At 71.6% G+C, this 25939-nt stretch carries 27 protein-coding genes; 19 read left to right on the top strand and 8 right to left on the bottom strand.

The genetic code is table 11. The features are described 5' to 3' along the window. Window positions 1–3: 3 nt before the first annotated feature. From QWZ14_RS04885 to QWZ14_RS04875, 3 genes are all read right to left on the bottom strand, one after another. A complete protein-coding gene (locus QWZ14_RS04885; protein ID WP_230165376.1) occupies window positions 4–351 on the bottom strand; it encodes a hypothetical protein in 348 nt (115 codons plus the stop codon). Beyond that, window positions 348–1709 carry a hypothetical protein gene (locus tag QWZ14_RS04880; protein ID WP_290315442.1) on the bottom strand — a complete coding sequence of 454 codons (1362 nt, stop codon included), beginning with the start codon at window positions 1707–1709 and terminating at the stop codon, window positions 348–350. The genes QWZ14_RS04885 and QWZ14_RS04880 overlap by 4 nt, the downstream gene beginning before the upstream one ends. Before the next feature lie 83 nt (window positions 1710–1792). Next, window positions 1793–2038 (bottom strand): helix-turn-helix domain-containing protein, encoded by a 246-nt coding sequence (locus QWZ14_RS04875; protein ID WP_290315441.1) that lies wholly within the window; start codon window positions 2036–2038, stop codon window positions 1793–1795. Window positions 2039–2224: 186 nt separating this feature from the next. Here QWZ14_RS04875 and QWZ14_RS04870 point away from each other — a divergent pair, with 186 nt between their 5' ends. The 13 genes from QWZ14_RS04870 to QWZ14_RS04810 all read left to right on the top strand — a co-directional run bounded on the left by QWZ14_RS04870 (window position 2225) and on the right by QWZ14_RS04810 (window position 12142). Then, a complete protein-coding gene (locus QWZ14_RS04870) occupies window positions 2225–2491 on the top strand; it encodes a DNA -binding domain-containing protein (protein ID WP_290315440.1) in 267 nt (88 codons plus the stop codon). Window positions 2492–2613: 122 nt separating this feature from the next. Then, complete coding sequence (locus tag QWZ14_RS04865; RefSeq protein ID WP_290315439.1) at window positions 2614–2952, top strand: transcriptional regulator domain-containing protein; 339 nt, start codon at window positions 2614–2616, stop codon at window positions 2950–2952. A 28-nt stretch (window positions 2953–2980) separates the two neighbouring features. After that, on the top strand, window positions 2981–3367 hold the full coding sequence (locus QWZ14_RS04860) for a DUF2285 domain-containing protein (protein ID WP_290315438.1): 387 nt from the start codon (window positions 2981–2983) through the stop codon (window positions 3365–3367). Between the two features lie 130 nt (window positions 3368–3497). After that, the gene (locus QWZ14_RS04855) at window positions 3498–3782 is read left to right on the top strand and encodes a helix-turn-helix transcriptional regulator (RefSeq protein WP_137127624.1); all 285 of its coding nucleotides are present in this window, start codon (window positions 3498–3500) and stop codon (window positions 3780–3782) included. Beyond that, window positions 3739–4860, top strand: a complete 1122-nt coding sequence (locus QWZ14_RS04850) for a replication initiator protein A (RefSeq protein ID WP_290315436.1) — start codon at window positions 3739–3741, stop codon at window positions 4858–4860. The genes QWZ14_RS04855 and QWZ14_RS04850 overlap by 44 nt, the downstream gene beginning before the upstream one ends. Next, the gene (locus QWZ14_RS04845; RefSeq protein ID WP_290315435.1) at window positions 4857–5321 is read left to right on the top strand and encodes a DUF2840 domain-containing protein; all 465 of its coding nucleotides are present in this window, start codon (window positions 4857–4859) and stop codon (window positions 5319–5321) included. Before QWZ14_RS04850 ends, QWZ14_RS04845 begins: the two co-directional genes overlap by 4 nt. Beyond that, a complete protein-coding gene (locus QWZ14_RS04840) occupies window positions 5318–5848 on the top strand; it encodes a S26 family signal peptidase (protein WP_290315434.1) in 531 nt (176 codons plus the stop codon). Before QWZ14_RS04845 ends, QWZ14_RS04840 begins: the two co-directional genes overlap by 4 nt. 113 nt (window positions 5849–5961) lie before the next feature. After that, entirely contained in the window at window positions 5962–6675 is a 714-nt protein-coding gene (locus tag QWZ14_RS04835) for a lytic transglycosylase domain-containing protein (protein WP_377752845.1), read from the top strand. A 316-nt stretch (window positions 6676–6991) separates the two neighbouring features. Beyond that, the gene (locus tag QWZ14_RS04830; RefSeq protein WP_290315433.1) at window positions 6992–8749 is read left to right on the top strand and encodes a relaxase/mobilization nuclease domain-containing protein; all 1758 of its coding nucleotides are present in this window, start codon (window positions 6992–6994) and stop codon (window positions 8747–8749) included. Window positions 8750–8903: 154 nt separating this feature from the next. Then, window positions 8904–10880 carry a conjugal transfer protein TraG gene (locus QWZ14_RS04825; protein ID WP_290315472.1) on the top strand — a complete coding sequence of 659 codons (1977 nt, stop codon included), beginning with the start codon at window positions 8904–8906 and terminating at the stop codon, window positions 10878–10880. 6 nt (window positions 10881–10886) lie between these two features. Continuing rightward, complete coding sequence (locus tag QWZ14_RS04820; RefSeq protein WP_290315432.1) at window positions 10887–11351, top strand: ribbon-helix-helix domain-containing protein; 465 nt, start codon at window positions 10887–10889, stop codon at window positions 11349–11351. 246 nt (window positions 11352–11597) lie between these two features. Continuing rightward, entirely contained in the window at window positions 11598–11795 is a 198-nt protein-coding gene (locus QWZ14_RS04815) for a hypothetical protein (protein ID WP_290315431.1), read from the top strand. Then, complete coding sequence (locus QWZ14_RS04810) at window positions 11792–12142, top strand: transposase (RefSeq protein WP_290315430.1); 351 nt, start codon at window positions 11792–11794, stop codon at window positions 12140–12142. Before QWZ14_RS04815 ends, QWZ14_RS04810 begins: the two co-directional genes overlap by 4 nt. A gap of 279 nt (window positions 12143–12421) precedes the next feature. Here the strand turns inward: QWZ14_RS04810 and ltrA are convergent, their stop codons facing one another. Together ltrA and QWZ14_RS04800 are read right to left on the bottom strand one after the other, a co-directional pair. Beyond that, on the bottom strand, window positions 12422–13729 hold the full coding sequence (gene ltrA / locus QWZ14_RS04805; RefSeq protein WP_353959275.1) for a group II intron reverse transcriptase/maturase: 1308 nt from the start codon (window positions 13727–13729) through the stop codon (window positions 12422–12424). 889 nt (window positions 13730–14618) lie between these two features. Then, window positions 14619–16256, bottom strand: a complete 1638-nt coding sequence (locus tag QWZ14_RS04800; protein WP_290315427.1) for a sigma-54 interaction domain-containing protein — start codon at window positions 16254–16256, stop codon at window positions 14619–14621. Between the two features lie 201 nt (window positions 16257–16457). Between QWZ14_RS04800 and QWZ14_RS04795 the strand changes: the two genes are divergently transcribed. From QWZ14_RS04795 to QWZ14_RS04770, 6 genes are read left to right on the top strand one after another with little or no spacing between them, the layout of a single operon-like run. Continuing rightward, entirely contained in the window at window positions 16458–17729 is a 1272-nt protein-coding gene (locus QWZ14_RS04795) for a CaiB/BaiF CoA transferase family protein (RefSeq protein WP_290315426.1), read from the top strand. Between the two features lie 3 nt (window positions 17730–17732). After that, window positions 17733–19349 (top strand): class I adenylate-forming enzyme family protein, encoded by a 1617-nt coding sequence (locus QWZ14_RS04790; protein ID WP_290315425.1) that lies wholly within the window; start codon window positions 17733–17735, stop codon window positions 19347–19349. Window positions 19350–19392: 43 nt separating this feature from the next. After that, window positions 19393–20619 carry an ABC transporter substrate-binding protein gene (locus tag QWZ14_RS04785; protein ID WP_290315424.1) on the top strand — a complete coding sequence of 409 codons (1227 nt, stop codon included), beginning with the start codon at window positions 19393–19395 and terminating at the stop codon, window positions 20617–20619. Continuing rightward, window positions 20616–21332, top strand: a complete 717-nt coding sequence (locus QWZ14_RS04780; RefSeq protein ID WP_099096152.1) for an SDR family NAD(P)-dependent oxidoreductase — start codon at window positions 20616–20618, stop codon at window positions 21330–21332. The genes QWZ14_RS04785 and QWZ14_RS04780 overlap by 4 nt, the downstream gene beginning before the upstream one ends. Continuing rightward, window positions 21329–22459, top strand: a complete 1131-nt coding sequence (locus QWZ14_RS04775; RefSeq protein ID WP_290315423.1) for a CaiB/BaiF CoA transferase family protein — start codon at window positions 21329–21331, stop codon at window positions 22457–22459. Before QWZ14_RS04780 ends, QWZ14_RS04775 begins: the two co-directional genes overlap by 4 nt. Then, window positions 22456–23433, top strand: coding sequence for a zinc-binding dehydrogenase (locus tag QWZ14_RS04770; protein WP_290315422.1), 978 nt, complete (start codon window positions 22456–22458; stop codon window positions 23431–23433). The genes QWZ14_RS04775 and QWZ14_RS04770 overlap by 4 nt, the downstream gene beginning before the upstream one ends. 63 nt (window positions 23434–23496) lie before the next feature. On the opposite strand, the gene QWZ14_RS04765 is transcribed toward QWZ14_RS04770, so the two are convergent. The 3 genes from QWZ14_RS04765 to QWZ14_RS04755 are packed head-to-tail and all read right to left on the bottom strand — an operon-like array spanning window position 23497 to window position 25921. Continuing rightward, window positions 23497–24351 carry an FAS1-like dehydratase domain-containing protein gene (locus tag QWZ14_RS04765; protein ID WP_290315421.1) on the bottom strand — a complete coding sequence of 285 codons (855 nt, stop codon included), beginning with the start codon at window positions 24349–24351 and terminating at the stop codon, window positions 23497–23499. Further along, the gene (locus QWZ14_RS04760) at window positions 24348–24773 is read right to left on the bottom strand and encodes a Zn-ribbon domain-containing OB-fold protein (protein ID WP_211847608.1); all 426 of its coding nucleotides are present in this window, start codon (window positions 24771–24773) and stop codon (window positions 24348–24350) included. The genes QWZ14_RS04765 and QWZ14_RS04760 overlap by 4 nt, the downstream gene beginning before the upstream one ends. Then, complete coding sequence (locus QWZ14_RS04755; protein WP_290315420.1) at window positions 24773–25921, bottom strand: thiolase family protein; 1149 nt, start codon at window positions 25919–25921, stop codon at window positions 24773–24775. Before QWZ14_RS04755 ends, QWZ14_RS04760 begins: the two co-directional genes overlap by 1 nt. Window positions 25922–25939: the final 18 nt, after the last annotated feature.

Genomic DNA, 25939 nt, shown 5'->3' with positions numbered 1-25939 from the left:
GCGTCAGAGATACACGTCCGAGTCCAGCCGATCGAGGATACGCAGGATCTCCTCGGACCGGTTCTGGTTGATCAGGTCGATGGCCCGCTGGCCATCAAGCTGCGGATGACGCGCATAGAGCCAGGTGCGGATTTCGTCCGCGCTGTAGTACTCGGTGAGACGCTGGACGATGAAGTGCAGGTCCGACAGCACCAGCTGCGTGTCCGGCTGCGGCTTGACCGTGCCCGACTTCCAGCGCGAGACGGTGGCCTTGGAGACATCGGCGATATTGGCGATGTCGGTGCCCGACAGGCCGCCGAACTCGTTCAGATCGTCGATGTAGCGGGGCATTGCGCCCGATTTGCCGCTCACGGCTGCCCCTTTGCGGACTTGGGTGCTCCTCCACTCCGAAGCGCGGCCACGCGCGCACGAGGCACATCGTTGCCACGGGTCTCGTGGATGGTCTCGAGGGTCGTGCGAATCTTCTCGGTCGTCCGGCTATGGTCCGCGAGCCGCTTCATCAAGGCTTCCGGATCGACGTTGTGGCGCGCCGCTTCGGCAGCGTCCGGCCGCAGCGCCTTGATCTCGCGCGCTGTCCTGTCGGCCTTCGCCATGGGACCGTCGTGGCTGAGAAAATACGTCTCGCGGCGAAGGTCCGGCACGGCCTCCAGCTTCGCGATGCTGTTGAAGAACTGCCGCGCCGCATGGCCCCGCGGATCGGTGACCATGCTGTCGTACCCGTGCTTGCAGCACGCGCGATCAGCGCATCCGCAGATGCGGCGGCCATTCTTCGCGCTGGCGAGAACGTCGAGCTCGCTGCGCGTCAGCGTGCGGTTGAGGCCGGGTATCGACAGCCGGACAGCGCGGCCGAACTTCGCGTCGTCGGGTCGCGGCTTGGCTGGTTTGTGCCAGTCGCCCGTATCGAAGCGCTCGCGCTCGCCGATGCCTTGCGCGATGCCGGAGACCCCGCCGAACGCGACTGCGGCCTGGCCTGGCAGCCCGCCGAGATGATCGGCGATCACGGGCTTGCCGAGGTTGTGCAGCCCCGCCACGGCCGAGAGGTAGCGGCTCAATTGCAGGGGACCGGCATCGGCGCCCAAACCCACGACGCGCAGCCAGACGTAATCGATGGGAAGCGCGGCCAGCGCCGCGACCAGCAATCCGCGGTGATTCTGGTCGTTCAGCATCGCGTTCGGAACGATCAATGGATAGTCGATCGCAATGCCCTGGCCGCCCTCACGATCGAGCGCTCTCCGCAAGGCTGGGCAGGCGTCGCGATCCACGGAGAACCAATCGTGGAATGCCGGATCGCCCAGGTGATGCGCCGGCGACAAGACAGCGGTGACGCCTGACGACACCGCCAACCGCGCGATCTGGCCGATGACGTCGGTCTTCGCGTCGGCCCGGAAATGATCGGGGCCGAGCGGCCCGGCGCCTTCGGGCAAGGCCCATGGTGCACCGCGAACCCGCCCGGCGTGCCGGCCGACGCTTGCGAGCTCTGCCGCCTCGGTATCCAGGACGATCTCGCCGCCGGCGTCCCGGACTGCCGCAGTGAGTTCTCGCTGATTGCGCAGGCGGGAGGCTTCCACGACCAGGCGGCGGGCCGGCAAATGACCTGCCGCATGAAGATCCGCGAGCTTCCGATGGGCCTCGCCGACCCAGAGATAGGTTGCGATCGGCGACGAGGGGGCCGGGGAAGGCTTCGGAAAGGGGAGTATCTGGGCGGCCAAGAGACACCTCGCGCATCGGCGTTTCACGAATACCTATTCCTGAAACGCCGATGCGTCAAGCAAAAGGCCTGTGTGTCGCGCATCTACGGGCGGTTGCGCGTCGTGCCTGAGCGACCCCCGCGGCGAAGCGGAGCGGCGGCGGCGGTCTCGTCGTCCGGCGCGACAAGCGCGACGTGACTGACGCCCAGGGCGGTCGCCAACTCGAAAAGGGTGACAATGGTAGGGTTGCGGCGGCCGCGTTCCAGGCTGCTCAGGTATTGCTGGCTGAAGCCCGACTTTTCGGCGAACGCTTCCTGCGTCAGGCCCACTTCGAGCCGGATGCGACGCACATTCCTCCCAACCAACCGCCGCATGTCCATGCAGGCACGGTTGGCGCGCTACATACTTTGAGTTTATCACCTATAGTGTGTATCGGCGTTTGCCATTGAGTTGCGCGTCAGGGATGGCGCATGGCGCACCAATCAATGACGCTGAGGCTGTGTGTGCACCGAGTCGTCGATGAGCGGAGGGCCTGCATGGACACCGGGAAGATTCTCGACAGGCCACCCGACGCGCCAACTGTCACCGACTATGATCTTGCCCAGAAAGTGACCTATCTCCGGCTGCTTGATGCCGCGGCCGAGCACGCCGATTGGCGCGAAGTTGCCCGCATCGTTCTCGGCCTGGACCCGGACCGCGACCCTGACCGTGCCAAGCGCATCCACGACAGCCACCTTGCCCGCGCCCTTTGGATGACCGAGGCCGGCTATCGCGACCTGCTGCAGCGAGGCCCCACAAACTGACCAGCGTTGCGCCGGTGGCAACACGGGTTGCCCGGCGAGCGCCTCCACAACTCGCCGAATGGTCGCATCTCTCCGCATGCTGCGCGCGGAGCGTGTGCTCCGCCCTATGCCGGAGCCTTGCCATGCCGTCGCGAGACTGGCGGTCGGCCGCCGCCTACGCAGATCTGGAGAGCGCCTCGGCGCGCGATCTCGCCTGGGAGTTCCTCAGGCGCAACCCGCGCTACGTGCGCGACTGGGAACAGCTCGACGACGCACGGCCCGACGACGCGGCCGAGCCCGTCGCCGAGCGCTGGGGGTTGCGATTTCCCGGCCGACCCGGCGCTCGACGCGCGCGCGGCGGGCGTCGTCTGGATGCCGGCGCTCTGCACCGCCACCGTGGCGCTCTCGGCCTTGCCGCCGTCATTCTCGCCACGCTCTCCGGCTGCCCTGCCGCCTCTGAACTCGCCGCGCCAGGCGAGTGACGGCCTGCACGGCGTCGTCGGGACCCCATTGCTGCCGGTCTGGCTGCTCGGCGATCCCCCGCCCGCCGCGCCGCTCGGCCTCATCATCCCGCTCGATGACCTGACGCCCAGGAGGATGGCTGCCGCGCTGCGCCTCTGGCACGCGTTGCATGGCCGCCCCAGACGAGAGCGCATCACGCGTGACCAGCGGCGGCAGTTGATCCTCCGGCTTCGCGCGCTGGATGGACACGCCGACGGCGCAGCCCTCCGCGACCTGGCGCGCGGCCTGTTCGGCGCCGATCACGTCCCCGACGGCCCTGCCTGGAAAACCCACGATCTGCGCAGCCGCACGCTTCGCCTCCTCGCCACCGCCCGCGCGCTGCGTGATGGCGGCTACCGGGAGTTGCTGACGGCGGGGCCAAGCGTCCGGCTCTGACCTCCGCACAGGGGGTCCGCTTTCTCCGCCGCAGTCTTCGGACTCCCCCGCCGCGACCCCGCTTCGCCAGCCTCCGATGCAACCGCCGCGCCCCATGCGCGGCATCCGACAGCATCACCGGAGGCTCCCGATGCCCGACCCGAATGCCGGCCTGCCACCACGCTACCTCCGCACGCCCGAGGCCGCGCGTTTCCTCGGCCTGTCCGGCCGCACCCTCGAAAAGCACCGCACCTACGGCACCGGCCCGCGCTACTCGAAGCTTGGCGGTCGGGTTGTCTACGCTGTCACCGATCTGCAGGCCTGGGTGAACCGCGGCACCAAGGCCTCGACCAGCGATGACACGGGCGAGACCGTGCTTCCCGCCAAGCGCCATGCCGCTGTCTCGCCGGCCTATGCCGGCGCAGCACGGCGCTGACCAGACGATGCACGGCGAGCGAACCCCCAGCGAACGGCTCAGGCTGAGCCCGTTCGACGCCCTGCCGGACGACGGACCGCCGCGCCGCGACCAGCGCGACCTGATGGAGCGGCCGTTCTTCTCGCTGGCAAAAGGCCGCCGCGTTGCGCCGATCCTCTACCGCGCCGGCGACATCGAGGTGCAGGTCCATGCCGTCCCCGAGCATGGTATGGCGACCATCTGGGACGCCGACGTGCTAATCTGGGCCGGCTCGCAGATCGTCGAGGCCGCCGACCGAGGGCTCGCAGCCTCCCGGTTCATGCGTTTCGCGCCGCACCAGCTGCTGACCGCCATCGGGCGCGGCACAGGCCAGCATCAATACTTGCTGCTGAAGGCCGCCCTCTGCCGGCTCCAGTCCACCGTCATCCGCACCACGATCCGCCACGGCGCGCATTGGCGGCGCCAGCAATTCTCCTGGATCAACGAGTGGGAGGAGCGGGTCACCGCCTCCGGCCGTGCCGACGGTATGGAGTTCGTGCTGCCGGACTGGTTCTACCGCGGTGTCCTCGATCGTCAGCTGCTGCTGACCATCGACCCCACGTATTTCCGTCTGTCGGGCGGCATCGAGCGCTGGCTTTACCGTGTCGCGCGCAAGCACGCGGGCCATCAGCCCTCCGGCTGGGCGTTCGAGTTCCGGCACCTGCACGCCAAATCCGGCAGCCTGGCGCGCTTCGCCGACTTCGCGCTCGATCTCCGCCGGCTTGCCGCGCGGCAGAGCCTGCCAGGCTATCGCCTCGCCATCCGCCGCGATGCCGGCGGCACCGAACTGTTGCGGATCACGCCGTGCAGCCGCCACGCCGGCTCTGTGGATAACTTGTGCAGGCCTGTGGAACCGCACGGCAGATCAGGCGCAGGGGATTCGGCACATCAGGCGCAGCCGACACGGCAGATCAGGCGCACGAACCACCCGCAAGCCGTTGCAGCACAAGCGGAATTCTGGCCCGTAAAGACTCTAATTGAGTCTAATTCTAATGAAGGTAGGCCCAGCGCGGTCGGTGGAAAACACGACCGGGACGGGGAGCGGGAGGCGGCGCCATGACGGCGCTGACCCGCGTCGAGCTGCTGTGGCTCGAGGGGCGCATCGAGCGCTGGATCCGCTTCGGGCGGATCGCCGAGGAGACGATCCTCGATCGCCGCCGCCGCGTCGTCGCCTTCGCCACGGGTGAGGTCTTCGCCTTCGTGCGGTGGGCCGCCAACGGCTACGGCACCGTCGTCAGCCGCATCGACATCCTGCGCGCGATCGCGCCCGGCGAGGCCTTCAGCACGATCGGCTTCGTGGAGCCGGGGGCGGAGATCCTGCTGCGCATCTCCGGCTGGCCGAAGGTCAACGAGGTGCTGCGCGCGATCGATGCGGTCGAGCAGACGGGCGTCGCGCCGGAGGAGGCCTGCCCGGACCATTGGCGGCACGTGATGAACCGCCTCGCGGCCAACGAGCAGCCGCGCCCCTACACGCGCGAGCGCCACCGCGCCTCGCTGCTGCGGCGGAGGATCGACGCATGACGGCGCGGCGGAGACCGCGCGCGGCGCCGGTCGCGGCCATGCTCGCCGGACTTGGGCTGATCGCCGTCCCGACGGTCGCGGGGTGGCAGCCGCGCATCATCTGGAACGCGTCGGCGAGCGTGCCGCTCGGCCTTTACATCGCGGTACCGACCGACGATATCGCGCTGGGCGACCTCGTCCTCGTCCGCCCGCCCGAGACATTGGCGGCGTTCCTCGCCGAGCGAGGCTATATCGCGCGCGGCGTGCCGCTGCTGAAGCACGTCGTCGCCCTGCCGCCGCAGCGTGTGTGCGCCGCGGGTCACGCGATCACGGTCGACGGCGAGACCGTGGCACACCGTCGCATGGCTGACCGTCTGGGCCGCCGGCTGCCGACCTGGCACGGCTGCCACAGGCTGGAATCCGGCGAGGTGTTCCTCCTGAACCCCGCTGAGCCGGATAGCCTCGACGGCCGCTACTTCGAGCCTCTCCCGCGCACGAGCATCGTCGCCCGGCTGCGTCCGGTCTGGATCACGGGGCGCGGACCATGAGCACGACGCCCCCTTTCCACGCGCGTCCATCGACGCCGCGCGACGATCAAGCAGGACGCGTTGGACCGCACGCGCCCTCCCTCCCGTCCCGGTCGTGGCCCTGCATCGCAGCCGTGCTGCTGCTGATCAGCCTGCCGCTGTCCGGGGTGGCGGCGCAGACGATCCATGCTGCCGAGATCGCGGCTGCATCGCAGCGCTTTGGCATTCCGGAAGCCTGGATCCGAGCGGTGTTGCGCGCGGAGAGCGCCGGCGATCGGCACGCCGTGTCGCACCGCGGCGCCATGGGGCTGATGCAGGTGGTGCCGGCGACCTGGGCGAGCCTGCGCGCGCAGCACGGCCTCGGCGCCGATCCCTTCGTGCCGCAGGACAACATCCTGGCGGGCACGGCGTATCTGCGCGAGATGCTCGACCGGTTCGGCTCGGTGCCGCTGATGCTGGCGGCCTACAACGCGGGGCCACGTCGGGTGGAGGCGCATCTGTCGACAGGGCAGCCGCTGCCGGCGGAGACGCGGGCCTACGTCGCAACCCTCGCGCCGCTGCTAACCGGTGACTCCGGGACCGCCGCGCCGGGCCAGATTGCGGTGCAAGCGGCGCGTGGGGCTGAGGGCATCTTCGTGCGGCTTAGGGGTGTGGCTGCAGCAGGCCCTCCGACATCCGCGCGGTCGATCTTCGTATCGGTGGCAGGCACGACGACCGCAGCGGCAACCGCGATTGTGCAGCCATTCGTTGGCAGAGACCGAGCGGCCGACGCACAAGATGTCGACGGCCCAGCAGGCGATCGCGGTTCGATCTTCGCCATCCGTCGCAGCGCCGGCGGTGCACAGTGAGCGATGGCGCTGGGACGCGGGGCACTGCGCGACCCTGCAGCCTCTCCTCTGTCGCAGGAGCGCGCCTGCTCGGGTGCTTCCGTCGTAGTGCCGGCTACCCCGGGGCTGACCACCAATGCGAACGAGGGGGAGGACCCAGGAACCCCGACCGCAGATTGCCAGATAAAAGCAGGGCTGGCGGTTGGTCGTATGTGCCTGATCCAGCACGGTATTTCGCGCCATCCGCCGAAGTGGTGGCTGGCGCTCCCTCCCAAAAGCCAAGGCAATTCAACGACCTCAGCGCCAGCCCCCGCTGCGCAAGGGCAGATCGGCGGCCATGACGACCCGCGACGACGACCTGCATGTCCGCCCCGGCCGCATCGGCGACACGCGTGCGCCGATGCGCCGTGCGCGGAGCTTCGTGGGCCAGGTCATGCGCGCCGTCCGCAAGGCCGGCCACACCGGCCCCGGCTTTGGTGGCGGGTCACGGGGTAGCAACCGCTCGCGCTTCGGGCGGGGCCGCGCCGCTGCGGCACAGGCCGCGCTCCGCTCGCCGTCGCGACGCGTCGTGCTCAAGGCGCGCGTCGTGCGCCATCAGGGCACGCGCTTCCGCTCAGCTTCCCTCGCCACCCACATCGGCTACCTCCAGCGCGACGGGGTGACCCGTGACGGCGCCAAGGCGCGGCTCTTCGATACGGACTCGGACAACGCTGACGGCCGAGATTTCGCCGAACGCTGCACCGATGACCGGCACCACTTCCGCTTCATCGTCAGCCCCGAGGACGCGCCTGCGCTCGACGACCTCAAGGCCTGGACGCGCGACCTGATGCGGCAGGCCGAGGGGGACCTTGGCAGCCGTCTCGACTGGGTCGCGGTCGACCACTGGAACACCGACAACCCGCACGTCCATGTCCTGGTGCGCGGCCGGGCCGAGGATGGCGGCGACCTCGTGATCTCGCGCGACTACATCTCGCGCGGCTTTCGCGGCCGCGCCGAGGCGCTGGTCGAACTGGAACTCGGGCCGCGGACTGACAAGGAGATCCGCAACGCGCTCGAGGCCGAGGTCGGTGCCGAGCGCTGGACCGGTCTCGACCGCGCGCTGCGCGCCGCCGGCGATGAGGGTGGCGGCATCCTGGACCTGCGCCCGGCCGGCGCGGACGCTGCCGATCCAGAACTCCGTCGGCTGATGATCGGCCGGGCGCAGACGCTGGAGCGGTTCGGTCTCGCCGAACGCCATGGCCCCGCTGCCTGGATCCTCAGGCCCGGCATGGAGGAGACGCTGCGTGACCTCGGCACCCGCGGCGACATCATCAGGACCATGCACCGCGCGATGCAAGGGATCGGCGCCTATCGCGCCGCCGGTGACTTTGCCATCCATGGTGATCGGCCCGAGCCGATCATTGGCCGCCTCGTCGAGCGCGGCATCGCCGACGAGCTCAAGGGTACAGGCTACGCCATCATCGACGGCATAGATGGCCGCGTGCACCACCTCCGCTTCACGGACCTCGAAGCGACCGGCGACGGGCACCCGGGCGCGGTCGTCGAGCTTCGCCGCTACCAGGACGCCGGCGGGAGGGAGCGCAGCGCCCTCGCCGTGCGGTCGGACCTCCCAGTCGAGACGCAAGTCATTGCCGATGGCGCGACCTGGCTGGACCGGCGCCTGCTGGAACGAGAGGCGCTGCCACTGGCCGGGCAGGGCTTTGGTGGGGAAGTCGAGGGTGCGCTCGCCCGGCGGACCGAGCATCTCGTCGCAGCCGGCCTTGCGCGCCGGCAGGGTCAGCGTGTGATCTTCGCGCGCGACCTGCTCAACACGCTGCGCCAGCGCGAGGTGGAGGCGGCTGCCGCGCGGGTGGCGGCCGAGACAGGGAAGCAGTGGCGGCCGGCGCGGGAGGGGGACAGTGTCGCCGGGGTGTTCGCCCGGCGCCTCGACCTGGCCTCGGGGCGCTTCGCGATGATCGACGACGGGCTCGGCTTCCAGCTGGTGCCGTGGAAGCCGGCGATGGAGCGGCAGCGGGGGCTGGCCGTGGCGGGGAGCATAGCGCCGGGCGGCGGTCTCGAGCTCACGCCCGCGCGCAAGCGAGGCCTCAGCCCCTGACCGGGTGCCGCGCCGCCGCATCGGCACTGAAGGGGCCCCCGCCGTTTCGCGCGACGCGATCGCCGCCGGCACGATGCCGACCTCTGGCCGCTTGAACGTCACCGCGTCGATCGCGCACGTCTCGTGTCATGGTCGCCGCGCGTCCTACACACCCATGACCGCCACCAAGATCCTCTGGGGTCAGGTCCTGGTCGTCTTCGTGATCGTGCTCGCCGCGGTCTGGGGCGCGACGCAGTGGGTCGCCTGGCGCCTCGGCTACCAAGCGCAGCTCGGGCATCCGATGGATGTCTGGGCGGGCGTGCCGGTCTATCCGCCGCCCGCCTTCTTCCTGTGGTGGTACTGGTACGACGCCTACGCGCCGCGGGTCTTCTACGAGGGCGCCGTCATCGCCGCCGCCGGTGGCTTCGCGGCGATCGGCATTGCCATCGGCATGTCCGTCTGGCGCGCCCGCGAGGCGCGGGACGTGACCACCTACGGCTCGGCCCGCTGGGCGACGGAGAGGGAAGTCCGCGAGACCGGGCTGCTCGCCCCCGATGGCGTCGTCCTCGGTTGGTTCGCGCAGCGCTATCTCCGGCACGATGGGCCAGAGCACGTCCTGTGCTTTGCGCCGACGCGCTCCGGCAAGGGCGTGGGCCTGGTTGTGCCGACGCTGCTGACCTGGCCGGGCTCGGCCATCGTGCACGACATCAAGGGCGAGAACTGGCAGCTCACCGCCGGCTGGCGGGCGCGCTTCGGCCGCGTGCTGCTGTTCGACCCGACCAACCTGGCGGGCGCGGCCTACAACCCGCTGCTCGAGGTCCGTCGTGGCGACAGCGAGGTGCGCGATGTGCAGAACATCGCCGACATCCTTGTCGATCCCGAGGGTGCGCTGGAGCGGCGGAACCACTGGGAGAAGACCAGCCACTCCCTGCTGGTCGGCGCCATCCTGCACGTCCTCTACGCCGAGCAGGACAAGACGCTCGCCGGTGTGGCTGGATTCCTGTCCGATCCCCGCCGCCCGATCGAGCGCACCCTCGCCGCGATGATGACGACGCCGCATCTCGGCGATCGGCCCCATCCGGTCGTCGCCTCCGCCGCGCGGGAGCTGCTCAACAAGTCGGACAATGAACGATCCGGCGTGCTCTCGACCGCGATGAGCTTCCTCGGCCTCTACCGCGATCCCGTCGTCGCGCAGGTGACCCGTCAGTGCGACTGGCGGATCGCCGACCTGGTCGAGGCGCGCGAGCCGGTCACGCTCTACCTCGTCGTCCCGCCCTCGGACATCGTGCGGACCAAGCCTCTGGTGCGGCTCGTGCTGAACCAGATCGGCCGCCGCCTCACCGAGGCGCTGGAGAACGAACGCCGTCGGCATCGGCTGCTGCTCATGCTGGACGAGTTCCCCGCGCTCGGGCGGCTCGACTTCTTCGAGAGCCAGCTCGCCTTCATGGCGGGCTACGGCATCCGGTCCTTCCTGATCGCGCAGTCGCTGAACCAGATCGAGCGCGCCTACGGGCCGAACAACGCGATCCTGGACAACTGCCATGTCCGCGTCGCCTTCGCGACGAATGATGAGCGCACGGCCAAGCGCGTCTCCGATGCGCTCGGCACGGCGACGGAGATCCGCGACAGCCGGAACTACGCAGGTCACCGCCTCTCGCCCTGGCTCGGTCACCTCATGGTCAGTCGGCAGGAGACGGCGCGGCCGCTGCTGACGCCAGGCGAAGTGATGCAGCTGCCGCCGATGGAGGAGATCGTGCTGGTCTCTGGCTGCCCGCCAATCCGCGCACGGAAGGCTCGCTACTACGAGGACCGGCAGCTTCGTGCCCGCGTGGTCGCGCCACCGGATCCCGCCGCGGCTGCGCCGTGTGCACCTCGTGCAGATGACTGGAGCGCGCTTAAACCTCTCGTGCGTGAGGCTGCAACATCAGCCGCTGCCGCGACTGACGATGCTGACGGGGGCATCCGCCGGGAGCCCACCCTGCCGGAGCACGAGCAGGTCGCGCCTGAGCCAGGGCCGCCGTCCGATAAGGAGTTCGTCTTCGCGGAGGACGAGCAGGACGACGACACCGCGCGCACCCGTGCCCTCGCGGCGCGTGCACGCCGCGTGGCCCGCCAAGCAGCGCTCGACCCCGATGACGGCATCGCCATCTGACCCACTATGCGTGCGAAAGCGACCTTCCGACTGCCGCCTGATCTGATCCGGCGCCTCGCCGACTACGCGGCACGGAAACGCGTCAGCCAGGCCGTCGTGGTGGAGGCCGCGCTCGAGAGCTACCTATCGCCGGACGGTCCCGACCGGCTCGAGGCGGCCCTCGCGCGCCGGCTTGATCGCCTGTCGCGCGCGAGCGAACGGCTTGAACGGCACGTCACCATAGGGAACGAAGCGCTCGCGCTGTTCGTGAAGCACTGGCTCACTGCAACACCGCCGCTGCCCGACATAATGCCCGCTGCTGCAAGAGCGAAAGGTAAGGAGCGCTATGACGCATTCGTTGAGGCGCTTGGTCGTAGGCTGCAGAAAGGCCGCACACTCGCTGATGACATAGCGGCTGACGTGGCCACGCCTGATAGTGAGCTGCACCCGGTTTCCTTGGACAGCCATCGTTCCGGCCAGAGACCGGCATGATGAAGTCCAGCATGAACCAGATCGAACACGATGAAGCGGCTGCAGGGCTTGCGGTAGCGAGGGCGGGCGCAGAACGTCCGCGCTATCCACAGGTCAGGTCGCCCCGCCGCGGCAGGGCGCACCGCGGTCAGGCCCGCTCGTTTTCGGCCAGCGTCTGGGCGTCGGGCGCAAGCGGGGGGTCGTGCTGCGGCGGCTGCGCGCCCGGATCGAGCACCCCGGCCCTTTGCGCCGCAGGCGGTCGCGGTGATGGGCGAAGCGATCTCGCCAGCGGCCGGCCGGCGCTACGGCCTCGCGCTGTTCTGCCGGGTCTGGGAGGCGGCACGCTCCTCGCCCTATGCCGCGCCCTCCGGGGCCAGTGGCCGACGGCACCGCCGCCGCGGCCCGAGGCCCGCCCTGTCGGACGCGGCGCTGCTGGCGCCCATGCGCGCCGACCTCGCGCGTTGACCCTGGACCGCCTGGACCGGCGAGGGGCACCGCCCCAGGTCTGGACCCGGCTGCGGGCCATCGACAGCCTTCGGGTGTCGCGCAAGCGCGTGCTGCGGCCGATGCGCGAGCACGCCCTGCTCTCGCGCCACAGGGCCCGGCGATGGACCGATACTGCCACGCATGAGCGCTGCATCGTCACCGCGGCGCCGGTCGCGATGTGGGCGACCGTCGCGAGCCAGACCGCCATGGTCGCCGACGGCAAGGTCTGGCTGTTCGGCGTCGCTGAGCACCGGACGCCGAACTACCCGGCTGGCACCTGGCCAAGCGCGGCACCCGCTACGAGGCCATCCCGGCGGTCGGCATAGCGGCGCGCCAGTGGTTCGGCCGGCTCGGTTCCGGCGCCGCACGCGGCCTTGCGCCGCTCCACGACCACGGCAGCAACTTCATGTCGGACGCCTTCCCGAAGCAGATCAGGTTCAGAGGCATGGTGCCGAGCCACCCCTTCGTCGCCCGCTACGACGCGGAGAGGCTGATCGAGAAGAACCGCCATCACAGCCCAGACGCCACGCGTGCCGCCCGGAATGAGCAGACCTTCAGTCACGCCGCATCAGGCGACCCATTGTCCATCCCGGTAGGGACGCGGGTTACGCCGCGCCCCCCGGACAGATCCGAGCGTGCGCTGCTAACGCACTCGGCTCCCACCTCGGGTGATGGACGATGAAGCGCTGCTGCGGCCAGGGGTGGTTGATCCTGGCGGATGGCAGCCAACGCGCGGCGATCCGCCGGACCCTCGCCCACGTCACCCAGCCCTTCTGACTGCGCCGTTGCAGCGCCCGCCGCCAGTGCCAGGTGATGTGGTAGAGGAAGGACGTGATCGCCCGCGAGTTGGTCGGCACGGCATGGTACGCGAGGTAGCCCCGCGCCACCTGCCCGAGCCAGCGTCCCTGCTCGGGCACCGGCAGGTGGCGCATGCGGTAGAGCGTCTCCTTGATCTCCACGAGCTTGGCCCGCATCTGCTTGGCGATGGTCTGCCGCAGCAGGATGAACCTCCCGTCCCGCCGCTCCCCGCAGATGTGCGTGAAGCCCAGGAAGTCGAAGGTCTCCGGCTTCCCCAACCCCTTCACCGACCGGCGCCGGACCGCGAAGCGGCCGAACTCGATCAGGCGGGTCTTGTCGGGGTGCAGCGCCAGCCCAAACGTCGCCAGCCGCTCCCGCAGGTCGCGGAGGAACCGATCGGCGTCGGCATGCCGCTGGAAGCCGACGATGGTGTCGTCGGCGTAGCGGATGACGAGCACCGGGCCGGTCGCCCTGCGCTTGCGCCACTGCTCCACCCAGAGGTCGTAGACGTAGTGCAGGTAGATGTTCGCCAGCAGCGGCGAGATCACCGCGCCCTGCGGCGTCCCCTCCGTGCCCTCCGTCCACGCCCCCGCCTCCATGACCCCGGCCTTCAGCCACTTGGCCACCAGCCGGAGCACACGGCGGTCGCCGATCCGGTGCTCCAGGAACCGCATCACCCACTCGTGGCTGACGCAGTCGAAGAAGGATCGGATGTCGGCGTCCAGGACCCAGTTCACCTCGCGCAGATTGATTCCGTAGGCGAGCGCGTCCAGCGCGTCGTGCTGGGAGCGCCCGGGGCGGAACCCGTAGGAGAAGCCGAGGAAGTCCGTCTCGTAGATGGCGTTCAGCACCTCCACCACCGCGCGCTGGACGACCTTGTCCTCCAGCGCCGCGATGCCGAGCGGCCGTTGCCGGCCGTCGGGCTTCGGGATGTACCGCCGCCGCGACGGCTTCGCCCGGTAGCCGCCGCGCATCACGCGGCGGTGCAGGTCGTCGATGTTGGCATCGAGCGACACCGCGTACTCCTCCCACGTCACCCCATCGATACCGGGAGCAGCCTGCGGCTTGAGCTGATGGAAGGCCCAGGCCAGCAGGTCCGGCGTGATGTGGTGCATCAGCGCGGTGAACCGTTCCCGCTTGTTCCGCTTCGCCGCTTCTCGTACGCGGGCCAGCGCCTGTGACACGGCGTCCCGGCTCGGCGTCCGGACCGTGCTTTGCCGCCCCGCGGTTCCCTCGGCCCCGCCCCTTCCCTCCACGGCCTCCGCGCCCGGTCCTCGACCGGGTCTGTTCGGCCGCTTCCCTGGTACTATGGGCGGGTCTGACTTCCCTGGGCCGTTCATCGGCGGAGTGCGGCCGAAGCCTTCCCGCCGCGGCCTGGCGGAAGCATGCCAGGCGGCCCATGGATCTCCCGGTTCCCGTGCGGATGGTGTCCCCGCGTGCATGGGGTCTCGGACCGCGCAGGGCCGGCGTGCACTCGCCATGACGGTGCACGCCGTGTGGCCTTCCGACCTTCTCTACGGCGTCGGCGCCCTGGAGCTTCGACATTTCGCGGCTCAATACCCAGCCCGCGGTTTCCCCTGTCAACGCTTCGCCGCCGCCCTCGCGGGCGTCAGCGCATGACTCGGGGCCGTCGTGGGCGGCTACTCCTTCGACGTACGACTCTTTCATTCGCATCCATCCACCGGTCTCCCGGCGCGCAGAGAACCTGGTCCGGTACGGGAGGGCGACGGATTCGACCCATCCTGCCCGCCTCCCGGCAGCAATTCCTTGCAGCATGCCCGCACGGCTCCACCGCGGCTGGCGTGGCCCAGCACCGCGGCGATCTTGGCCAGATGACCGCGAACCGCGCCGCGCCTCAGGCCCGCAAACGCTTTCCCTCACGCTCGCCACCGCCCAGATCCGGAATGACACGGCGTGCGACCTCGCGCCTTGCCCTGAGGGCCGCGCATCGCGGATCCGCGACCACTGCGGAGCCGCCGCCATCGATCCGGCCGCCGCCCGGCCTCACGCATCGATCTCGGCGAGCCGCTTGTAGAGATAGGTCCGCGAGATGCCGAGCTCCGCCGCGACGCGCTTCTTGTTGCCGCGGTTGCGCTGCATCGCCTCGCGGATCTTCGTGCCTTCGAGCGCGGCCATGCTGTCCGCCAGGCGCGCGCCCTGCGGTTCCGCGGCCGGCCGCGGGCGCGCCGGGCCGGCGGCGACATCGGGGAAGGCGGCGGGTGTCAGCCGCTCGCCCTCGGCGAAGATCAGCGCGCGCTCGACCGCATGGCGCAGCTCGCGGACATTGCCGGGCCAGTCGGCCTGGCGCAGCAGCGCCTCCGCCGCCGGGTCGAGCTCGGGCTCGGGTCGCCGGTGGCGCTGCGCCAGCTCGTGCAGGAAGTGGCGGGCGAGCAGCGGGATGTCCTCGCGCCGCTCCGCAAGGCCCGGCACCTCGATCACCACCGGGCTGATGCGGTAGAACAGGTCGAGCCGGAAGCGCCCCTCGGCCACCATGCGCTTGAGGTCGCAATGGGTGGCCGAGACCAGGCGGAAATCCACCGGCAGCGGCGCCTCGCCGCCGACCCGCTCGACCGTCCCTTCCTGCACCACGCGTAGCAGCTTGGCCTGGGTCTCGGGCGGCATCTCGCCGATCTCGTCGAGCAGGATGGTGCCGCCGGCGGCCTGCTCGAAGCGGCCCTTCCGCCCCTTGCGGTCGGCGCCGGTGAAGGCGCCGGGCGCGTAGCCGAACAGCTCGCTTTCGACCAGGCTGGCCGGCAGCGCGGCGCCGTTGACCGCCACCAGCGCGGCGGCGCGGCGCGGGCTCAGCGCGTGCAGGGCGCGCGCCACCAACTCCTTGCCGGTGCCGCTCTCGCCATGGATCAGCACCGGCACGTCGAGCGGGGCGACCTTGGCGATGTCGCGCTTGAGGCGGCGGATCGCCGCGCTCTCGCCGACGATGTCGTCGAGGCTGCCGACCGCGTCGCCGCGCAGCGCCGCGGCCTCGCGGCGGTAGAAATCCACCTCGCGCTGCAGCGCATTGACGTGGCGGGCCAGCGCCTCGACCTGCTGCGGCCCCTTGAACATCACCCGCCCGATGGCGCCGACCACGCGGCCGTCGCGCGTGATGGGGATGCGCGAGACCACGCGCTCGGCCCCGCGCATGCGCTGGATCTCGCCGATTTCCGGCCGCCCGGTCGCGAGCACACGGTCGAGCCGGGTGTTCTCGATCACCTCGCGCACCGGGCGGCCGATGCCGCCGCCGCGGTCGAGGCCGAAGAACGCCTCATGCACGGGCGAGATGTAGGCGACCCGCGCCTGGTCATCCACCACGGTCATGGCATCGAAGGGGTCGGTGACGACGTGCTCGATGATGTCCCAGGCGAAGTCCACCGCGGCGACGAACTCCAGCACCGCATCGCCCGGCGGCTCGCTGAACACGACCAAGTCGGCGCCGTCCAGCGGCATCAGCAGCACCAGGAAGCGACCGCGCGGGGTGGCCAGGGTGGCGAGCCGGCGCCCCCGCAGCGCCGCCATCCATGCCGGGTCGGCGAGGCAGGCCGCCACCTCGCGCGAGCGCGCGAGGCCATGGGCGGCGATCCTTCCGCCATGCTCGACGATGGCGGCGCCGCATCCCGGCGACGCGACCGGCTGCGTTCGTGGCATGGCGTTTCTTCCCCGCATGGGTGTCCTTGCCATGGACACTAGGCCGGCGCGACTGTCCGCGCCAAGGGCCGGGGCGGCGGCGCGATGGCGGGCCTCCGCCGGGCCGGGGCGCTGGCACGCCGGATGCAACCCCCGGCGCCCGGCGCGGCCCGCCGGCGCGGCGCCGGCCGTCGCGGCATCGCGGCATGAGGAGGATCGCCCATGGACCAGGCTGACAAGGCCGCCACCCCCCGGCACGACACCCCGCCCGGCGCCGCGCTGCCGCTGCTCGCCGCCGGGCCGGGCGCCTTCGACCTGCTCGACGGGGTGCGGGTGCTCGACCTCACCACCTCGATCGCCGGGCCCTATGCGGGGATGCTGCTCGGCGACCTCGGCGCCGAGGTGGTGAAGGTGGAGCGGCCCGGCGCCGGCGACGATGCGCGTGCCTGGGGCCCGCCCTTCCTCGACGGCGAATCGCTGTGGTTCGTCGCCGTCAATCGCAACAAGCGCAGCCTCACCCTAGACATCACCTCCGCCGCCGGGGCGGAGGTGCTGCGCGGCCTGATCGGGCGGGCCGACGTGCTGCTGGTCAACCAGCCGGCGCGCAGCCTCGCCAAGCTCGGCCTCGCGCCCGAGCAGCTGCGCGCGGCGCGGCCGGAGCTGATCCATGTCTCGATCACCGGCTTCGGCCTGACGGGGGAACGCGCCGACCATGCCGGCTACGACCTGATCGCCGAGGGCTATTCCGGCGTCATGGACCTGACCGGCACGCCCGAGAGCGAGCCGCAGAAGGTGGGCGCGCCGGCGGCCGACATGCTGGCCGGCCAGGACGCCGCCATGGCGGCGATGGCGGCGCTGTTCGCGCGCGCGCGCATAGGGCGCGGGCGCAGCATCGACATCGCGCTGACCGACAGCATGACCCGCTTCCTCACCTGCCGCGTCGTCCCCTTTCTGGGTTCGGGGGAGGTGCCGCGCCGCTCGGGCGGGCGGGACAGCGTCATCGCCATCTACCAGGCCTTCGAGACGGCCGACGAGCCGATCACCCTCGGCCTCGGCAATGACGGCATCTGGCGCCGCTTCTGGGAGGCGGTGGGCCGGCCGGAGCGCGGGCGGGATCCGAGCCATGGCAGCAACGCGCTGCGCCGCGCCCATCGCGCCGCGATCGTCGCCGAGATCCAGGACATCCTGCGCGGCCGCCCGCGCGCCGAATGGCTCGCCGCCTTCGCCGCCGCGCGGGTGCCGGCAGGGCCGATCAACCGGGTGGACCAGGTGGTGGCCGACCCGGCGCTGATCGCGCGCGGGCTGTTCTACCAGGTCGAGGCGCAGGGCACGGCGATGCCGCAGGTCGGCACCGGCTTCCTGCTCGACGGCGCGGCGAACCGGCCGCGCCGGCCGCCGCCGCGCCTCGGCGCCGACACCGCGGCGGTGCTCGGGGAATGGCTCGGGCTCGATGCGGCGCGGGTGGCGGCGCTGCGGGCGGAAGGGGCGCTGTAGCCGATGCGGCCCTTCCTCACCCTGCACCATCCGGCCGCCGCGCGGGCGCATTACGAGGCCGGGCTATGGCGGCGGGAGACGCTCTACGGCCTGCTCGCCGCCCATGCCGAGGCGCGGCCGGAGGCCCCGGCGGCGCGCGACGGCTCGCGCACCCTGGGCTGGCGCGCGCTGCGCGACTGGGTGGACGGGGTGGCGGCGCATCTGGACGGCGCGCTCGGCATCGGCGCGGGCGAAAGGGTGGCGATCTGGGCCGGCAACCGGCTGGAGACGCTGGTGCTGTTCCTCGCCTGCGCGCGGCAGGGCATCGCCTGCAACCCATCGCTGCACCGCACCTATACGGCCGATGAGATCCCGCCGCTGCTCGCCGCACTCTCCGCCCGCGCCCTGCTGAGCGAGCCGGGCTGGGGCGCCGACCGGCTCGCCGACCCGGTGGCGCGCTTCGGCGGCCTGCCCGGGCTGGCCGCGGTGCTGACGCCCGCCGGCTTCCCCGGCCCCGGCGCCGCGCCGGGCCCGGCGGTGGCCGACCCCGACAAGGTCGCCTATCTCGCCTTCACCTCCGGCACCACGGGCACGCCGAAATGCGTCATGCATTCGGACAACACGCTGCTCGCCAATGCCCGCGACCTGGTGCGGGACTGGGGGCACGGGCCGGACAGCGTCATCCTCACCCTGTCGCCGCTGTCGCACCACATCGCCTGGGTGGCGGTGGCGCAATGGCTGGTCGCCGGCGCGCTGCTGGTCGCCGACGACCCGCCGCCGGGCACCGGGCGGCTCGACTGGATCCTCGCCAACGGCGCGACCTACGTGCTCGGCGTGCCGACCCATGCGATGGACGTGCTGGCGGCGGCGCGCGAACGCGGCCTCGGCGCGCTGGGCGCGGTGCGCTGCTTCTACATGGCCGGGGCGCCGATCCCGCCGGCGGTGGCCGAGGCCTTCGTGCGGCTCGGCGTGCGACCGCAGAACGTCTATGGCATGACCGAGAACTCCTCGCACCACTACACCCATCCCGACGACCCGACCGAGGTGATCGTCGAGACCTGCGGCCGCGGCGGCCGCGCCTATGCGATCCGCCTGTTCGACCCGGCCGAACCGGACCGCCCCGTGGCAGCGGGCGAGATCGGCGAGATCGGCGGCCGCGGCGCCGCGCTGATGCTCGGCTATTTCGGCAACCAGGCGGCGACCGAGGCGAGCTTCAACCGCGACGGCTGGTTCCTCTCTGGCGATCTCGGCATGATCGACGAGCGCGGCAACCTGCGCGTGGTCGGGCGGAGCAAGGACCTCATCATCCGCGGCGGGCACAACATCCATCCCGCGCGCATCGAGGCGCTGGCGCTGCGCCACCCGGCGGTGAAGCGCGCCGCCGCCTTCCCGGTGCCCGACGAGCGGCTGGGCGAGCGCGTCTGCCTTGCCGTCATCGGCGAGATCGGGGCCGAGGCGCTGCTCGCGCATCTCGCCGCCGAGGGGCTGTCGCGCTACGATATGCCGGAATGGTTCCTCCGGCTCGACGCCTTTCCGCTGACGGCGAGCGGCAAGGTGCTGAAGCGGGACCTGGCGGCGATGGCGAGGGCCGGCACGCTGCGGCCCGAGCCGGTGCGCCGCGACGGCGTGCGCGAAGCATGAACCGCCGCGCGGCGGCGGAACCAAGGAGGGAGGGACAATGACCATGAGGCATCTCACGAGGCGCGCGGCGCTGGCGGCCGGCGGGCTCGCGGCGCTGGCCGCGCCGGCGCTGCGGGCGCAGGGCGTGGTGTCGGACGGCGTGGTCAAGCTCGGCGTGCTGGACGACATGTCCGGCGTCTTCGCCGACCAGCAGGGCATGGGCGATGTCGTCTCGGCGCGCATGGCGATCGAGGATTTCGGCGGCCGCGTGCTCGGCGCTTCGATCGAGCTGATCCATGGCGACCTGCAGAACCGGGCCGATGTCGGGCTCGCCATCGCGCGGCGCTGGTACGACCAGGATAAGGTGGACGCCATCTTCGGCATCGGCAATTCCGCCGTCGCGCTGGCAGTCCAGCCGCTGGCCCAGGAGAAGCGGCGCATCGCCGTCGCCACCGCGCCCGGCACCACGGAGCTGACCGGCAAGGCCTGCGCGCCGCTCGGCGTGCAATGGACCTACGACAACTACGCCCTGGCCAAGGGCACGGTGACGCCGCTGGTGCGCGGCGGCGGGCGGAAGTGGTTCTTCATCACCTCCGACTACGCCTTCGGCCATTCGCTCGAGCAGAACGCCGCCGACCTCGTCCGCCGCCTGGGCGGGGAGGTGGCGGGCGCAGTGCGCGCGCCGCTGGGGGAGACGGACTATTCCTCCCACCTGCTGCGCGCCGCCGCCTCGGGGGCCAATGTGGTCGGCATCGCGGCGGCGGGGCTCGACCTCGTCAACATCGTCAAGCAGATGGGCGAGTTCGGGCTGGCGCGGCGCGGCATCCAGCCGGCGGCGCTGCTCTGCCTGCTGACCAATGTCCGGGCGATGGGGCTGCAGACGGCGCAGGGGCTGGTCTTCACCGAGGCCTATTACTGGGACCAGAACGACGAGACGCGTGCCTTCGCCCGCCGCTTCGAGGCCATCCACGGCCGCCCGCCGACCATGATGCAGGCGAGCGTCTGGGGCGCGGTGACGCACTACCTCAACGCCATCCGCGACGCCGGCACCGATGCCGCCGAGCCGGTGATGGCGCGCATGCGCGCCACGCCCATCAACGACTTCATGACCCGCAACGGCCGCATCCGCGAGGACGGGCGCGTCATCCGCGACATGTACCTGCTGCGCGCCAAGCGCCCGCAGGACAGCCGCAGCGAGTGGGACCTGCTCGAGGTGGCCGGCACGATCCCCGGCGAGGAGGCCTATCGCCCGCTCGCCGAGAGCGAGTGCCCGCTGGTGCGCCGCACATGAGCGCGCCGACGCGCGGCGCCGTCGTCGTCACCGGGGCGAGCCGCGGCATCGGCGCCGCCATCGCCGCCGACCTCGCCGGGCGCGGCTTCCGCGTCGTCGGGCTGTCGCGCAGCGGAGTCTGCGCCTCGGGCCTCGGCATCGCCTGCGACGTGACCGAGGAGGAGGCGCTGCGCGCCGCCTTCGCCCGCGCCGCCGAGGAAGGGCCGGTGGTCGGCCTGGTCAACAATGCCGGCGCCGTCCATCACCGCCGCAGCGCCCGGCTGACCACCGCGGAGTTCGAGGCGGTGATGCGCCTCGACGCCACCGCGGTGATGGTCGGCTGCCGCGAGATCCGCCCCCATCTCATCGCCGCCGGGGGCGGGCTGATCGTCAATATCGGCTCCTTCTACGCCCGGCTCGGCGTGCCGGGCGCGCTCGCCTATTGCGCCGCCAAGGCGGCGGTCGGGGCGATCACCCGCTGCCTCGCGGTGGAATGGGCGCCCGAGGGCATCCGCGCCCTGTGCGTCGCCCCCGGCTACATCGAGACCGACCTCAACCGCGAGGCCCTGGCGGGGCAGGAGCTGCACGAGCGGCTGATGACGCGCATTCCGCTGCGGCGCTACGGCCGCGCCGAGGAGGTCGGCCGGCTGGTCGGCACGCTGTTCGAGGGAGGCATGGACTTCATGACCGGCACGACGCTGACCATCGACGGCGCGCACGGGATCGCCGAATGAGCGCCGCCGCCGGGCCGCTCGCCGGGCTGCTGGTGCTCGATTTCTCGACCCTGCTGCCGGGGCCGCTGGCGACGCTGATCCTGGCCGAGGCGGGGGCCGAGGTGGTCAAGGTCGAACGCCCCGGCACGGGCGACGAGATGCGCGGCTACCAGCCGCCCTGGGGAGCGGATTCGGCCAATTTCGCCCTGCTCAACCGCGGCAAGCGCAGCGTCGCGCTCGACCTCAAGGACCCCGCGCAGCGCGCGCGGCTCGATCCGCTGATCGAACGCGCCGACATCCTGGTCGAGCAGTTCCGCCCCGGCGTGATGGAGCGCCTCGGCCTCGGCCCCGAGCAGGTGATGGCGCGCAACCCGCGGCTGATCTGGTGCTCGATCACCGGCTACGGGCAAAGCGGGCCGAAGCGCGACGCGGCGGGGCACGACCTCAACTACATCGGCGATGCCGGGCTGCTCTCCCTCGGCCATGGGGACCCGGTGCGGCCGGTGGTGCCGCCGGCGCTGATCGCCGACATCGCCGGCGGCGCCTATCCGGCGGTGATGAACATCCTGATGGCGCTGCTCGCTCGCCAGGCGACGGGCCGCGGCCAGCGGCTCGACATCGCCATGACCGACAACCTCTTCCCCTTCCTCTACTGGGCGATCGGGCAGGGCTTCGCCACCGGGCGCTGGCCCGGCAATGGCGATGGGCTGGTGACCGGCGGCACGCCGCGCTACCGGCTCTACCCGACCGCCGATGGCCGCCTGCTCGCCGCTGCGCCGATCGAGGACCGCTTCTGGGCCGTGTTCTGCGACATCATCGGGCTGGAGCCGGAATGGCGCGACGATGCGCGCGACCCCGCCGGCACCGCGGCGCGGGTGGCCGCACTGGTCGCGGCGCGCGACGCCGCTGCCTGGCGGAGCGCGATCGCCGGGCGCGACTGCTGCTGCAGCATCGTCGCGACCGTGGAGGAAGCCATGAACGACCCGCACTTCGCCGCGCGCGGCCTGTTCGGCCATCGCCTCGCCAATGCCGCCGGGCAGCAGATGCCGGCGCTGCCGGTGCCGCTCGCCCCGGCGCTGCGCGCCCCGCCCGGCATCCGCTCCGCCCCGGCGCTCGGCGCCGACACCGCCACGGTGCTGCCCCGATGAAGGCGGCGCTGCTGACCGAATACGCCGGGCCTTCGGCGATCGTGCTGCGCGACCTACCCGAGCCGGTGCCGGCCGAGGGCGAGGTGCTACTGGGCTTCGAGGCGGCCGAGGTGAACTACCCCGACGCGCTGGTGGTGAGCGGCCGCTACCAGACGCGCCCGCCGCTGCCCTTCATCCCCGGCAAGGCCATGGTCGGGCGAGTGCTGGATGCGCGCGGCGCGGCGGCCCCGGCGCGCGGGGCGCGGGTGATCGCGCATGTCGAATACGGCGCCTTCGCCGAGCGCGTGGCGCTGCCCGCCGCCGCCTGCCTGCCGGTGCCCGAGGGGATCGGCGCGGCGGATGCGGCCGCCCTCGGGCTCAACTACCAGACCGCGCATTTCGCGCTGGCTGCGCGCGGCGGCCTCGCGGCGGGGGAGAGCGTGCTGGTGCTCGGCGCCTCGGGCGCGGTGGGCGCCGCGGCGCTGCAACTGGCCCGTCCGCTCGGCGCCGCGCGGGTGCTGGCCGGCATCCGCGGCGAGGCGGCGGCGGCCGGCGCCCTCGCCGCGGGCGCCGATGCCGCGCTGCGGCTCGACCAGGGGGCGGAATTGCGCCAGCAGGTGGCGGCGGCGACCGGCGGGCGCGGCGTGGATGTGGTGATCGACCCGCTGGGCGATGCCGTCACCGCCGCCGCGCTGCGCTGCCTCGCCCCCTGCGGGCGGCTGGTGGTGGTCGGCTTCGCCGCCGGGGAGATCCCGCAGATCCGCAGCAACTACCTGCTGGTGAAGAATGTCGGCGTGGTCGGCCTGAACTGGGCCGACCACCGCGACCGCGAGCCCGCGCGCGTCGCGGCGGTGCAGGCGGAGATCTTCGCGCTGTTCCTGGAAGGGCGGCTGCGGCCGCGCATTCATCGCCGCCTGCCGCTTGCCGCGGCGGCTGAGGCGCTGGACCTCGTCGCGCGCGGCGGCCTGCCGGGCCGGGTGCTGCTGGAAGGCTGATCCCCCGCCGTGGCGAGGAGCGAATGGCGGGGAGGGGCCGCCCCCCTCCCCGCCATGCGCTGTTCAGCCGAGCGTCGCGGTCGCCTGCATGGCGATGCCGCCATCCGGGCCCACTGCCCAGACCTCGGCGCCCTCGGCGGTCGGCCGGCCGACCACCGTGAAGGGCGCGGTGTCGAACAGCGGCGCGCGCGCCCGCATGGTGAAGGTGCGGATCGCCTTGCCGGGGAGATTGTCGCGCAGCAGGTCGAGAAGGCATTGCTGCGAGAACGGCCCGTGCACCACCAGGCCCGGATACCCTTCCTCCTGCATCGCGTAGGTCCGGTCGTAGTGGATGCGGTGCGGGTTGAGGGTCAGCGCCGAATAGCGGAACAGCGTCACCGGGTCGGTGGTGATGGTGCGCCGCCAAGCAACGTCCGTCGGGGCCGGGTCGCGCTTGGGCGCGCGCACGGGCGCGGCGGGGTCCACCGCCTCGCGGAAAACGGTGTGCTGGTCCTCGGTCACCGCGAGGCCGCGCGGGGTGTAGATCCGCCGCGTCACGGTGGTGAAGAGCATGGTGCCGGTGCCGCCTTCGCGCAGCTGGATGTCGCTCAGCTCGGTTTCGCGCCGCAGCGCGTCGCCAACCAGGATCGGTGCGTGGAAGGTATAGGCTTGGCCGGCGAACATCCGCCGCGGCAGCGGCATCTCCGGCAGCACGCCGCCGGAGGTGGGCAGCCCGTCGGCGCCGAGCACCGAGCGCGGCGCGAGCGGCACGAAGAAGCACCAGTGCCAGCCCGGCGGGACCGGCTCGCCGCGCGCGGGGGCGGGCTCGGGCCGCTCGAAGGTGACGGTCATGCCGCGCATGGGCGGCAGCGTCGCCTCGTCGGTTTCCTCGATCTTGCGGCCGATATGGCTTCGCAGCTGGTCGATGTCGATCTTCATGCCGGCTCTCCCGGGACAAGGTAGGGCAGGGTGAGGCCGTCCTTCACCGTCTCGTAATCCACGCGCACGGGCAGGCCGATCCGCAGCTTCTCGGCCGGCACCGCGCGCAGCTGCGCGAGCATCCGCACGCCTTCGTCGAGATCCACCGTGGCGAGGGTATAAGGCAGGTCGTCGCGCACGCCGGGATGGAAGGCGTGGTGGGTGATGGTCCAGCTATGGATCACGCCGCGGCCGCTGGCCTCGACCCATTCCACCTCCGTCGAATGGCAGGACGGGCACATGGGCTGCGGATAGTGGCGGATCCTGCCGCAGCCGCAGCACTTCTGCAGCAGCAGCTTGCGCCGGTTCAGCCCTTCCCAATAGGGCGCGCTGTGCGGCGTCGGCTCGGGGACGAGCTTGTTGTAGGTTCCGGTCGCGCTCATCATCCCCTCCTCATGATGGCGACGGAGCCGTCGCCCATGTCGCCATAGCCGGTGACGAGGCCGATCTCGGCGTCGCGCACCTGGGCCTTGCCGGCCTCTCCGCGCAGCTGGCGCACCAGCTCCGCGATGTGGTTCATGCCCACCATGTGCGCCTGGCTGAGCAGGCCGCCATGGGTGTTGACCGGCAGCTTGCCGCCGAGGCGGATCGCGCCGCTCTCGACGAAGGGGCCGCCCTCGCCCTTCTTGCAGAAGCCCAGATCCTCGAGCTGGCACATCACGATGTAGGTGAAGCAGTCGTAGATCTCGGCCACGTCGATGTCGTCGTGCTTGACGCCGGCCATCTCGAAGGCGCGCGGCGCCGCCTTGGCGATGCCTAGGCGCGTCATATCCGGGCGCTGGGTGATGACGCTGGGAGAGTCCGGATGGCCTTCGGCGATGCCCATCACCATCACCGGCGGCTTGCGCAGGTCGCGTGCGCGCTCGGCGCCGCTGACAACAATGGCGCAGGAGCCGTCGCTCTCGAGGCTGCAGTCGAACAGCCGGAAGGGGTCGGAGATCATGCGCGAGGCCTGGTGGTCCTCGATCGACATCGGCTTCGTCATGACGGCGTTGCCGTTGAGAATGGCGTTGGCGCGCGTTGAGACCGCGATCTCGCCGAGCTGGCGGCTGGTGGTGCCGTAGAGCTCCATGTGCCGGCGCGCCATCGGCGCGTAGAGCTGCGCCGGCGCGATGGCGCCGAGCGGCATCTCGAACTCGCCGACCAGGCGGAACTGCGGCATGTGCTGCACCCGCGTCCCGATGCGCCCCTGCGAGGCGCCGTTGCGCCCGACCGGGATCAGCACATGGTTGCAGATGCCCGCGGCGATCGCGGCGATGGCGCATTGCACCGCGGCGACGCAGCTTGCCCCGCCGAGCGGCGTCGTCGCCGAGAAACGCAGGTCGGGCAGGCCGAGATTGGTGATGAAATCCTCGGCGACGACCCCCGTGGAATAGGGGATCAGGCCGTCGATGTCGGTCGGCTTGAGACCGGCATCCTCGATCGCCTTCAGCGAGGCCTCGAGCTGCAGTGACAGCACGCTGCGGCCCGATTCCCGGGAATAGGCGGTTTCGCCCACCCCGGTGATCGCGCCCTTTTCGCACAATGACATGGCTATCCTCCTTCAATC

Origin of the sequence: Paeniroseomonas aquatica (assembly GCF_030409335.1) — a bacterium.
GTDB lineage: Bacteria > Pseudomonadota > Alphaproteobacteria > Acetobacterales > Acetobacteraceae > Belnapia > Belnapia aquatica.
Note: the sequence above shows the minus strand (reverse complement) of the source record. Positions and strands in the feature narration are given on the sequence as shown.